The 10,306-nt window shown below is 73.1% G+C and carries 12 protein-coding genes and 1 tRNA gene; 10 read left to right on the plus strand and 3 right to left on the minus strand.

Going from position 1 to position 10,306, the window contains the following annotated elements:
- Positions 1 to 17 precede the first annotated feature (17 nt).
- From O7617_RS20060 to O7617_RS20090, 7 genes are all read left to right on the plus strand, one after another.
- The gene (locus O7617_RS20060) at positions 18 to 2,567 is read left to right on the plus strand and encodes a thiamine pyrophosphate-dependent enzyme (protein ID WP_282257350.1); all 2,550 of its coding nucleotides are present in this window, start codon (positions 18 to 20) and stop codon (positions 2,565 to 2,567) included.
- A 111-nt stretch (positions 2,568 to 2,678) separates the two neighbouring features.
- A complete protein-coding gene (locus tag O7617_RS20065) occupies positions 2,679 to 3,116 on the plus strand; it encodes a DUF3052 domain-containing protein (protein ID WP_007463483.1) in 438 nt (145 codons plus the stop codon).
- 88 nt (positions 3,117 to 3,204) lie between these two features.
- Complete coding sequence (locus O7617_RS20070; protein ID WP_282257352.1) at positions 3,205 to 3,669, plus strand: peroxiredoxin; 465 nt, start codon at positions 3,205 to 3,207, stop codon at positions 3,667 to 3,669.
- A 77-nt stretch (positions 3,670 to 3,746) separates the two neighbouring features.
- Positions 3,747 to 3,818, plus strand: a tRNA-Val gene (locus O7617_RS20075).
- Positions 3,819 to 3,944: 126 nt separating this feature from the next.
- Positions 3,945 to 4,517, plus strand: a complete 573-nt coding sequence (locus tag O7617_RS20080) for a DinB family protein (protein WP_282257353.1) — start codon at positions 3,945 to 3,947, stop codon at positions 4,515 to 4,517.
- A gap of 7 nt (positions 4,518 to 4,524) precedes the next feature.
- Positions 4,525 to 5,073, plus strand: coding sequence for a hypothetical protein (locus O7617_RS20085; protein WP_282257354.1), 549 nt, complete (start codon positions 4,525 to 4,527; stop codon positions 5,071 to 5,073).
- Between the two features lie 131 nt (positions 5,074 to 5,204).
- A complete protein-coding gene (locus tag O7617_RS20090; RefSeq protein ID WP_282257355.1) occupies positions 5,205 to 5,840 on the plus strand; it encodes an HAD-IA family hydrolase in 636 nt (211 codons plus the stop codon).
- Positions 5,841 to 5,852: 12 nt separating this feature from the next.
- Here O7617_RS20090 and O7617_RS20095 read toward each other — a convergent pair whose 3' ends face one another.
- Entirely contained in the window at positions 5,853 to 6,455 is a 603-nt protein-coding gene (locus tag O7617_RS20095; protein ID WP_282257356.1) for a Pr6Pr family membrane protein, read from the minus strand.
- Positions 6,452 to 7,645, minus strand: a complete 1,194-nt coding sequence (locus O7617_RS20100; protein WP_282257358.1) for a glycosyltransferase — start codon at positions 7,643 to 7,645, stop codon at positions 6,452 to 6,454. The genes O7617_RS20095 and O7617_RS20100 overlap by 4 nt, the downstream gene beginning before the upstream one ends.
- 121 nt (positions 7,646 to 7,766) lie before the next feature.
- On the opposite strand from O7617_RS20100, the gene O7617_RS20105 reads away from it, so the two are divergent.
- Complete coding sequence (locus O7617_RS20105) at positions 7,767 to 8,246, plus strand: N-acetyltransferase (RefSeq protein ID WP_282257359.1); 480 nt, start codon at positions 7,767 to 7,769, stop codon at positions 8,244 to 8,246.
- A 92-nt stretch (positions 8,247 to 8,338) separates the two neighbouring features.
- Positions 8,339 to 9,481, plus strand: a complete 1,143-nt coding sequence (locus O7617_RS20110) for a polysaccharide pyruvyl transferase family protein (protein WP_282257360.1) — start codon at positions 8,339 to 8,341, stop codon at positions 9,479 to 9,481.
- 10 nt (positions 9,482 to 9,491) lie between these two features.
- Here the strand turns inward: O7617_RS20110 and O7617_RS20115 are convergent, their stop codons facing one another.
- On the minus strand, positions 9,492 to 9,698 hold the full coding sequence (locus O7617_RS20115) for a hypothetical protein (RefSeq protein WP_282257362.1): 207 nt from the start codon (positions 9,696 to 9,698) through the stop codon (positions 9,492 to 9,494).
- 82 nt (positions 9,699 to 9,780) lie between these two features.
- On the opposite strand from O7617_RS20115, the gene O7617_RS20120 reads away from it, so the two are divergent.
- A complete protein-coding gene (locus tag O7617_RS20120) occupies positions 9,781 to 10,299 on the plus strand; it encodes a DinB family protein (RefSeq protein WP_282257363.1) in 519 nt (172 codons plus the stop codon).
- The last annotated feature ends 7 nt before the right edge of the window (positions 10,300 to 10,306 follow it).

Consider the following 10,306-nt stretch of genomic DNA (forward strand, 5'->3'; position numbering starts at 1 on the left):
CGGGCCTCCCGTCGGTAATGCTGTGCGACGTGACCACCCCGCAAGACCTCGACGACCGCTTCCGGGAGACGCTGGCGGCGCTGCCTGCCGCGGAGCGTCGGCGTGACCCCGCAGACCCGGTCACCGACGACGCCCCACTGACCGGCGCGCAGGTGCTGGACCTGTTCGACGCGCAGGTGACCAGCCGGCAGCTCGACCTGGCGGGTCGCTGGCTGCGCAGCTTCGGAGAGGGTTTCTACACGATCGGTTCGGCCGGGCACGAGGGGAACGTCGCGGTCGCCGCCGCGCTGCGCCCCACCGATCCGGCGCTGCTGCACTACCGTTCCGGTGCCTTCTACTGCCTCCGTGCCGCCCAGGCCGCCGCCGCGGCGCCGAGCGACCCGGGCTCGTCCGCCGGCCCTGAGCCGACCGGCGACTCGGGCTCGTCCGCCGGCCCGGAGCCGACCGGCGACCCGGCGTCGACCGCCGGTCCGGTGACCTACAGCGACCGGGGGCCGAGCACCGATCCGGCGCGGACCGCCGACGCCGAGTCGACCGCCGACAGCGACCCGTCCGGGCCCGCGCCGGCCTCGACGAGCGGCGGCGGGTTCGACGCGTACGCGGACGCGGCCCGGGACGTGCTGCGCGGGATGGTCGCTTCCAGCGAGGAGCCGATCGCCGGTGGTCGGCACAAGGTGTTCGGTCGGGCCGACCTGGCCGTGGTGCCGACCACCTCCACGATCGCCTCGCACCTGCCCCGGGCGGTCGGGATGGGGCTGGCCGTGGAGCGGCTGCGCCGACTGGACAGCGCCGGTCGGCGTACCGGAGGCGGGGTTCGGGTCGGCAGCGGCGCGGGCGTCGCGCACGTCCCGTGGCCGCCGGACGCGATAGTGGTGTGCTCGTTCGGGGACGCCTCGGTCAACCATGCCAGCGCCACCGCGGCGTTCAACACCGCCGGGTGGTACGACCACGCCGGTCTGCGCATCCCGGTGCTCTTCGTCTGCGAGGACAACGGGCTGGGCATCAGCGTCCGGTCACCGGAGGGCTGGGTCGAGGCGACCCTGCGCGCCAAGCCGGGCATCCGCTACTTCAGCGCGGACGGGGCCGACCCCGTGCGGACGTACGAGGTGGCGGCGGAGGCCGCGGCCTGGGTACGCCGCAACCGTCGTCCGGCGGTGCTGCACCTGCGCACCGTCCGCCTGATGGGGCACGCCGGGGCGGACGCGGAGTCGGCGTACCGCAGCCCGGCCGAGCTGGCCGAGGACCTGGACCGCGACCCGGTGGTCGCGACCGCGCGGCTGCTCGTCGACGCCGGGGTGGCGACCGGCGAGGAACTGCTGGCGCGGTACGACGAGACCGGCTGGCAGGTACGCCGGTTGGCCGAGGAGGTGCTGGGCGAGCCGAAGCTGGCGTCGGCGGCCGACGTGGTGTCGGCGCTGGCGCCCCGCCGTCCGGTGCGGGTGGCGCGGGCGGTGGCCGACGCCGCGGCGCGGGCCGGCGGTCCGGGCGCGGCAGCCCGCGCGGAGGCGTTCGGTGGCAAGCCGCCGGAGCTGACCGGTCCGCTGACCCTGGCGCAGAGCATCAACGCCGCGCTCGCCGACGGGATGCTCGATCATCCGCAGATGGCGGTGTTCGGCGAGGACGTGGCCGCCAAGGGCGGCGTGTACGGGGTGACGAAGGGGCTGCGGGACCGTTTCGGCCCGGCCCGGGTCTTCGACACCCTGCTGGACGAGACGTCGGTGTTGGGGCTGGGGCTGGGTGCGGGGCTGGCCGGGATGCTGCCGGTGCCGGAGATCCAGTATCTGGCGTACCTGCACAACGCCGAGGACCAGCTCCGTGGCGAGGCGGCCACGATGCGGTTCTTCTCGCAGGGGGCGTTCCGCAACCCGATGGTCGTGCGGGTGGCCGGGCTGGCGTACCAGGAGGGGTTCGGCGGGCACTTCCACAACGACAACTCGGTGGCCGTACTCCGGGATGTGCCCGGTCTGGTGGTCGCGGTGCCGGCGCGCCCGGACGACGCCGCGCCCATGCTGCGGACCTGCCTGGCCAGCGCGGCGGTGGACGGCAGTGTGTGCGTGTTCCTGGAGCCGATCGCGCTCTACCACACCCGTGACCTGTACGCCGACGGTGACGGGGAGTGGCTGGCCGGCTACCCGGAGCCGGGGGCGTGGGTCGCCGGGCACGTGCCGATCGGTCGGGCCCGGGTCTACCGGGTCGGCTCGGCGGACGACCTGACCATCATCACCTTCGGCAACGGCGTGCGGATGTCGCTGCGCGCCGCGGCCGTCCTCGCCGAGGAGGGGGTCGGCACCCGGGTCGTGGACCTGCGCTGGCTGGCCCCGCTGCCGGTGGCCGACATCATCCGCGAGTCCTCGGCGACGGGCCGGGTGCTGGTCGTGGACGAGACCCGCCGTTCCGGCGGGGTCGGCGAAGGTGTGATCGCCGCTCTGGTCGACGCCGGATATGTCGGTGCCGCGCGGCGAGTCGCGGGAGTTGACTCGTTTGTACCATTAGGTCCGGCAGCACGTCATGTTCTGGTCTCCATGGACGCCATTACCGACGGTGCCCGTACGCTGCTGGCACGGTAAATTCCGTTCCACCCGGTGCGCCACTTGCGCAGGGACCGACAACTGTGTGGACTTGCCTGACGGCGTCGCACCGACGCCGCGAGCAGGGACGAGATGAGGAGGCACGCGACAGTGAGCGCGACCGCTGGTCAGGCCGCCGACGGGGTACGCAGCCTGGCGGACCGGTTCGGGATCGAACCGGGGATGGTCGTCATGGAGATGGGGTACGACGACGACGTCGACCAGGATCTCCGAGACGCCCTGACCGACCGCTGTGGAGATCTGGTCGACGAGGACACCGACGAGGTGGTCGACGCGGTGCTGGTCTGGTACCGCGACGGCGACGGTGATCTCTTCGAGCTTCTCGTCGATGCCCTCGGCCCGCTGGCCGACAACGGGGTCGTGTGGCTCCTCACCCCGAAGGCGGGGCGTGACGGGCACGTCGAGCCGAGCGAGGTCGCGGAGTCCGCGCCCACCGCCGGCCTTCAGCAGACCTCGACCGTCAACGCCGGCCGGGACTGGAGCGGAGCACGTCTGGTGCTGCGGCGAGGGGCTAAGGCCAAGAAGTAGCCTCCGCCGCTTCGCGCACCCGGTGGCCCGCACCGCCGCCGGGTGGCGCGCCGGTGCCGTCTCCCTGACCGAGCCGAGGAGGGTTCGCATGCCCATCGAGGTCGGCGCCGAGGCGCCGGACTTCGTGCTCAAGGACCAGAACAACCAGGAAGTCCGGCTCTCGGCCTTCCGGGGTCGGCGTGCCGTCCTGCTGGTCTTCTACCCGCTCGCGTTCACCGGCACCTGCCAGGGCGAGCTGCACGAGGTGCGGGACAACCTCGACGTGTACGAGAACGACGACGTCCAGGTGTTGACGGTCAGCGTCGACTCGGTCTACAGCCACAAGGTCTGGGCCGACCGCGAGGGCTACCGGTTCCCCATGCTGGCCGACTTCTGGCCGCACGGCGGTGTCGCCCGGGCGTACGGGGTCTTCGACGACAGCGCCGGCGTCGCCAATCGGGGCACCTTCGTCATCGACAAGACCGGCGTGGTCCGCTTCGCCGAAATGAGCAGCCCGGGCACGGCCCGCGACCAGCAGGGCTGGCGCAAGGCCATCGCCGAAGTGACCGTCTGATCGGGGTACGCCGTGCACCCGGGTCGGTGGCGGGCAGGGTAAGCTTGCCAGCCACCGGCCCGCCGTACGGGCGATCCGGGCGCGTAGCTCAGTGGGAGAGCACTCGCCTTACAAGCGAGGGGTCGCAGGTTCGAAACCTGCCGCGCCCACCCTTCACCACCGTCAGTCCTCGACCGCCGTGACGAGCGTGCGGTCCAGCCGAACCACCCGGGGAACGCTATTCGTGTCCGCGCGGGGATGGACCTCCCTCGGGCGGCTCGTTAGCCTCGATCACCATGACCAACGCAGACGAGCACGGTCACCCCGAACCGCCGATCGCGGGTGACGAGACCGCCACTCTGCTGGGCTCCCTGGAGCGCCAGCGCGCGACCTTCGCGTGGAAGACCGGTGGGCTCGACGCCGACGGGCTGCGGGCGACGCTCGGCCCGTCGTCGATCACCCTGGGCGGGCTGCTCAAGCACCTCGCCCTCGTCGAGAGCCTCTACTTCTCGCTGAAGCTGGCCGGGCGCTCGCCCGGCGCACCCTGGGACACCGTCGACTGGGAGGCGAACCCGGGCTGGGACTGGCGGTCAGCCGCCGAGGACACCCCGGAGCAGCTCTACACGCTCTGGCGGGATTCGGTGGCCCGCTCCCGCACCATCGTGACCGAGCTACTGACCGACGCCGGACCGGAGCAGTTGGCCCGGGGCGAGTGGCCCGACGGCCGGGTGCCGAGCCTGCGGCGGATTCTCGTCGACCTGATCGAGGAGTACGCCCGGCACGTCGGTCACGCCGACCTGATCCGCGAGTCGGTGGACGGGCTCACCGGGGAGGACCCGCCCGGGCCGGCCGTCCCGCTCACGCCATGATGGGCGGGTGCAGGACACCGTCGCCGTCGCGCTGATCACCTCTCTGTCCACGTTGGCCGCCGCCGGCCTGACCGGGTTGGTCGGCGCGCTCAGCACCCGCCGGCAACTCGCCCATCAACTCACCGTCGCCCGCCAGGAGAGCGTCGAGCGCCGGGCGACGCGCCGGGACGAGCTGCGGCGGGACGCGTATGTCGGGTTCCTGAGCGCCTGCGACCAGGCGTACCGGCAGTTGGACCGGCGGTGGCTCGACGTCGGCGGGAGTGAGCCGGTGCCCGGCTACGACGAGGCGTACGCGGCGATGCGCGCCGTGGACGAGGCGTACAACCTGGTGTTGCTGGAGGGCCCGGCGGCTGTGGACTCGGTGGCCCGGTCCGTGCTGACCAGCCTCACCCTGGAGTACGCCGACCAGCGCCGCTTCCGCGACGAGCCGGGCGACGCCGCGACGCCGCTGCGCGAGCGGCACCGGGAGCGTTGGATCACCGCGATCGAGACACGAACGAAGCATCGGATCGCGTTCGTCGACGCGGTACGCCCGGTGTTGAACGCCGACGCCTGACGTTCAAGATCCGGGCAACTTCACCGATAGTGCTGCCTCGGCCGTCGGCGAGACCGCAGGATCACCGACGTTGTGCGGATCATGGAGGTGGGAGAGGGTGGTTCGTGCGGCGGGCGAGCAACAGGGGGAGCGTGAGCGTGGAACTGGCGGGCATCGGCGCGGTGCTGTTCGACATGGACGGCACCCTGGTCGACTCGGACGCGGCCGTCGAGCGGGCCTGGAAACGGTGGGCGGCCGAGTACGCGGTCGACCCGGCAGCGGCGCTGGCCATCGCGCACGGCAGCCCCGCCGACCGGACCATCCGCCGGCTGTTGCCCGACGTCGACGACCACGCGGTCGCCACCGCGGCGGCACGGCAGCTCGCGTTGCAGTACGACGACCTGTCCGACGTGGTCGCCACCCCCGGAACGCGCGAACTCCTGGACACCCTGGCCCGGTCAAGGCTGCCCTGGGCCGTGGTGACCAGCGCCGACGCCCGGCTGGCTCAAGCGCGGCTCGGCGCGGCCGGGATCGTCGCTCCGGTGCTGGTCACGGTCGAGGACGTGCGGGTCGGCAAACCGGACCCGGAGGGCTACCTGCGGGCCGCCGCCCTGCTCGGCGTACCCGTTGCGCGGTGCCTGGTCGTGGAGGACGCCGAGGTCGGCTTGCGAGCCGGGCGGGCGGCCGGCGCACTGACCGCCGCGTTGAAGGGACTCGACGGCGATCTGCGTCTGCACGACCTGGCGCAGCTGGCGCGTCACCTGGAGTCGACGCCGACCGCACCCTGACGGGCAGCTGCCTCATCGTGTCCGACGGCGGGTCAGATGGACGGCGGTCAGGGCGATCACCAGCAGACTGACGGCGAAGAGCACGGCGTTGAGGGCGACAGTGGGATAGCCCAGTCGGGGCACGTCGAGGAACGGGTAGAGGTAGCGGTCCTCGGCCCCGCCGAGGGCGCCCCGGACCAGGATGACGGTCAGCCACACCAGCGGATAGCCGAGCAGGCCGACCGCGTACGCCGGGCGCAGCGCGACCCGGGGTCGACGGCTCAGCCAGTGGGCGGCGGCCAGTGGCGGCGCCACGACGTGCAGCAGCAGGTTGGCGGCGTCGGAGATCGTCCCCCGGGCGTCGGCGTTCGCCACCATGGCGTAGCGGCTCCACGGGTTGGCCAGCACCAGGACGAAGACGACTGCGGTGCCGACGAGGTAGACGGTGAGCGCGGTCCGCAACCGGTCACCGCCACCGGCCAGCAACACCACCAGGTAGGCCAGGTCGACCTGCACGGTGAAGTAGAAGAGCAGCTCGACGGGATCGTCGCGGGCGGCGACCAGCGCGAGGACCAGCCCGACGGCCACCACCGCGGCCGTGCCCAACCGCAGGGCCCGGGTGACGTCCCCCGTCACGGGGTCGCCTCCACCGGGGGCAGCGCCTCGTACAGCCTGACCAGCTCGGCCAGGTAGCGCTCCCCGGACCAGGCCGCCACCGCCGCCCGGCCGTCCCGGATCACCTGCGCGCGCAGGTCGCTGTCGGTCAGCAGCCGGGTCAACAACGCGCCGTACGCCGCAGCGGTGGGTTCGGCGACCGGCCGGGCGGCGCCGGTGCCCGGCCGCTGCACCAGCGCGGTGTCCACCATGGCCACCGGCAGTCCGTACGCTTCGGCCTCGGACAGCACCAGGCCCTGGGTGTCGGTGGTGGAGGTGAACGCGAGCACGTCCGCGGCCCGGTAGTGGGCGCCGACCCGGTCGTGCGGTACCGGGCGCAGCAGGCGCACCGCGCCGGCCACCCCGTATCGGTGGGCCACCCGGCGGATCGCGAGCCGGTTCCGTCGGGCACCCAGCAGCACCAGGTGAGCGGCCGGCAACGTCCGGCGGACCTGGGCGAACGCGGCGAGCAGCAGCTCCGGGTTCTTCTCCGGCGTGGCCCGGCCCACCGCGAGCAGCACCGGCGCGTCCGCCGGGATGCCCAGCCGGGCCCGTAGCCGCCGCCGGTCATCGGCATCGGCGCGCGGCGCGGCGGCCGGGGTCGGCAGGACCACGATCGGGGTACGCCCCGCCATCGCCGCCATCATCGTCGCGGTCTTCACCGAGGGGGCGATCAGGACGCTGGTGTGCGCCAGCAGGCACCGCCCCAGCTCCGCCAGTCGGGTCTGCCGGTCCGGTCCGGGACGGCAGAGGGCCCACAGGTCCCGCGCGCCCCACCGCAGGCCCAGCCGCAGGCCCGCGTACGCGGCCCCGATCGGGATCTCCGGGTAGTGCGCCGCGTACGCGACCAGGTCGGTGTGCCAGGTCAGCACGGTCGGTACGCCCCGAGCGGCGGCCCACCGCAGGCCGGCGACGCCGAGCGGGCCGGTGGTGTGCACGTGCACCACGTCCGCCGGTGCGTCCGGCGACCGGGGCACCGCCAGCCGGTAGGGGCGGGTCGGCACCGCCAGCGAGGGCACCTCACCCGGTCGGCGGCGACGTCGCAGGGGGCCCGGGCAGTGCAGCACGACCCGGTGCCCGGCGGCGCGCAGCAGCGCCACGGCGGTGCCGACCGAGGTCGCCACCCCCTCCGGGTTGTCGAGGTGGCTGTCGCTGACGTGGGCGATGCGCACGTCGCCATCATGGTGGGCCCGCGCACCCCCTCCGTCGCGTCCGCGACCGCGCGGGGCCGGGTGGCGCCGTCCGGGTCGGTTCTGCTGCACTGTCCGCTGGCGACGACGAGGGGGAGCCGCGGTGGAGTTGACGTTGACGCCGATGACGGCACCGGAGCTGGCCCGGTTGCGGGGGCCGTTGGAGCAGGGGTACGCCGAGGACCTGGTGGCACATCGAGGGTTGAGCCCGGAGGCGGCCCGCGAGCGGTCGGTCGAGCAGATCCGGGAGTCGCTGCCGGCGGGCGCGGCGACCGACTGGGCACTGCTGCGGGTGGGCCGTGTCGACGACACCGAGGTCGGCTGGATCTGGGTGACCCTGCCGGCGGCGACCGGTTCGCGCCAGGCCTGGATCCACAACATCGAGGTGCATCCGGAGCACCAGGGGCGCGGTCACGCACGGCGGATGATCCAGCTCATCGAGGCCGAACTCGCCCAGCTCGGCGTACCCGAGTTGGGGTTGAACGTCTTCGGGACGAACACCGTGGCGATCGGTCTCTACCGCAGTCTGGGGTTCGAGGTGACGTCCCAGCAGATGGCGAAGCGGATCGACCCGGTGGGCTGAGTCGGCGAGCCGTCGGGACCGGTCCCTCCGGCAGGACTGTTCACCTGCCCAGCGGGAAACCGGCGCGGACCGCACCTGGGGAGGAGCGACGGATGACGCACGGCGGCGGACTGACCATCGGTGTGCTCGGCTCGTACGGCGGGCGAAACCTCGGCGACGAGGCGATCCTGACCGGCCTGCTCACCGACCTGCGCACGCAGGAACCCAACGCCCGGATCATCGTCTTCTCCCGTAACCCGGAGCACACCCGGGCCGCCCATCCGGACGTCGAGGCGGTGCCCTGGGAGGGCGTCAGCCGTACCGACTCCGCGCTGGTCCTCGCCCAGCTCGACCTGCTCATCCTGGGCGGGGGAGGCATCCTCTACGACCGGGAGGCCCGCCGCTACCTGCGGGTGGTCCGGGTCGCCCAGGAGCGGGGCCTGCCACTGATCACGTACGCGGTGGGGGTCGGGCCGCTGGGCGAGGCGGTGGACACCGGCATGGTCCGGGAGACGCTGTCCAGCGCGGTCCAGGTGACAGTGCGGGACCAGGAGTCCCGGATGGTGCTGGAGGAGGCCGGGCTACTCAACCCGATCACCGTCACCGCGGACCCGGCGTTCCTCCTGCAACCGGAGGAGTTCCCGGCCCACCTGCTGGCCGAGGAGGGGATTCCGGTCGGCCAGCGGCTGGTGGGGATCAGCGTGCGGGAACCGGGACGGGCCGCCGAACGGCTGGACGTGGACGGTTACCACCGGCTGCTCGCCCAGATCGGCGACTTCCTGGTGCACCGGATCGACGCGTACGTGCTGTTCGTACCCATGGAACGCGACGACATCCGGCACGCCCACGGGGTGCTGTCGCACATGGTCGCCGCCGACCGGGGTCGGATCCTGCACGGCACCTACTCGCCGCAGCAGATCCTCGGGCTGATGCGCCACTTCGACCTCGCCGTGGGCATGCGCCTGCACTTCCTGATCTTCGCGGCGATGGTCGGCACACCGTTCCTGCCCCTGCCGTACGCCGGCAAGGTCTTCGACCTGGCCCAACGGCTCGGCGTGCCGGCCCTGCGCGGCGTGGAGCGGGAGGTTGAGGGGCCGCTGCTGGCCGAGGTCGACCGGCTGTGGGACGAGCGGGAGCAACGCGCCGAGGGCACCGCGCGACGGGTGGCCGAGGTGTGCGATCAGGCAAGGGGCACCTCGGAGGTCACCCGGGGCGTGTTGGAGAGCCTGCGCAGCCAGACCCTCACCCGGGTCTGAGTCGACGCGGTCAGACCGCCGGGCCGGTCCACCGGTAGCGCCACTCGCGGGCCTCCTCCCGAGCGGTCTCCAACTCGTAGATCTGCGCGTCGGCGAGCCCACCCGCGCCGACGTGGTGATGGGTCAGCGGCGGGCGGCCGTTGCTGTCCAGCTCGACGGTGATGGTCTGCCCGTCCGCCGTGCCGCCGACGAGCAGGATCTGCACGGATGAAGCCATGCGCCCATCCTGCCCGCCGTGCCGCCGGTCCGCAGCGGATAGCGGGGCAGCGGGGGAGCCGCTTCGTGGCTAGGGTCGGCGGATGGAGCAGACGATCGATCCGTCGCTCGGTCCGGTGCTCGCCCGCACCGGCGACGAGCGTGCCGTGCTGGAATCATTCCTCGACTTACACCGTGGGGTGCTGCTGCGCAAGCTGCGCGGTCTGTCCGACGCCGACGCCGGCCGTCGGTTGGTGCCCTCGGCCACCACGCTCGCCGGGCTGGTCAAGCACCTGACCCTGGTCGAGCGGAACTGGTTCCCGACCCTGCTGGCGCCCGAGCCCGGCGACGTCTACCTGACCTCGGAAGAGGACGCGGTGGCCAGCTTCGTCCTCGGCGAGCAGGAGACCGTCGCCGCGCTCGTCGAGGCGTACGAGCGGGCCTGCGCCCGATCCCGGGCCGTCGCCGCGAGCTTCGACCTCGACCACGTGGTGCCGCACCCGCAGCTCGGTCAGGTGTCGCTGCGCTGGATCCTGGTGCACATGATCGAGGAAACGGCCCGCCACGCGGGTCACGCCGACATCCTGCGCGAGCTGACCGACGGCGAGTGCGGCGCGATCTGACCCCCGG

This window comes from Micromonospora sp. WMMD1155 (assembly GCF_029581275.1).
In the GTDB taxonomy this organism is placed as follows: domain Bacteria; phylum Actinomycetota; class Actinomycetes; order Mycobacteriales; family Micromonosporaceae; genus Micromonospora.

Excerpts from the sequence above, each read along its gene's own strand:
- O7617_RS20060 (WP_282257350.1), top strand. The coding sequence starts at position 18 with ATGCTGTGCGACGTGACCACCCCGCAAGACCTCGACGACCGCTTCCGG.
- O7617_RS20080 (WP_282257353.1), top strand. The coding sequence starts at position 3,945 with ATGACCAACGCAGACGAGCACGGTCACCCCGAACCGCCGATCGCGGGT.
- O7617_RS20070 (WP_282257352.1), top strand. The coding sequence starts at position 3,205 with ATGCCCATCGAGGTCGGCGCCGAGGCGCCGGACTTCGTGCTCAAGGAC.
- O7617_RS20120 (WP_282257363.1), top strand. The coding sequence starts at position 9,781 with ATGGAGCAGACGATCGATCCGTCGCTCGGTCCGGTGCTCGCCCGCACC.
- O7617_RS20115 (WP_282257362.1), bottom strand. The coding sequence starts at position 9,698 with ATGGCTTCATCCGTGCAGATCCTGCTCGTCGGCGGCACGGCGGACGGG.
- O7617_RS20110 (WP_282257360.1), top strand. The coding sequence starts at position 8,339 with ATGACGCACGGCGGCGGACTGACCATCGGTGTGCTCGGCTCGTACGGC.